Here is a 245-nt window from a genome sequence, read left to right as displayed (position 1 = left end):
CCGATCACGCTCTCACGGTGGGTGCCCATCCAACCCGCGATCTCGCCGAGCGTCGTCTCCTCTTCCGGCGGCAGAGCGCCGGTGCTGCTCGGCCCCACGTTCAACAGGAGCGAGCCGCCGTTCGCGACGCAGTCGACGAGCGTCCGGAGCAGATGCGCGGTGGTCTTGTAGTCCTGGTCGTTCGGGTCCCACCCCCAGGTGTCGTTCATGGTGATGCACGCTTCCCAGGCGTCGCTGAGAGGCTC

General features: G+C 67.8%; 1 protein-coding gene. It reads right to left on the bottom strand.

All coding sequences use genetic code 11. The features are described from left to right. Positions 1-209: alpha-L-fucosidase (locus tag SB753_RS40325; RefSeq protein WP_410805581.1), on the bottom strand; the 209-nt coding region annotated here is incomplete at its 3' end. Between the last annotated feature and the right edge of the window lie 36 nt (positions 210-245).

The sequence above is a fragment of the Paraburkholderia sp. SIMBA_053 genome (assembly GCF_046534895.1).
Classification (GTDB): Bacteria; Pseudomonadota; Gammaproteobacteria; order Burkholderiales; family Burkholderiaceae; genus Paraburkholderia; species Paraburkholderia caledonica.
This window is presented reverse-complemented; position numbering and strand designations above follow the sequence as displayed.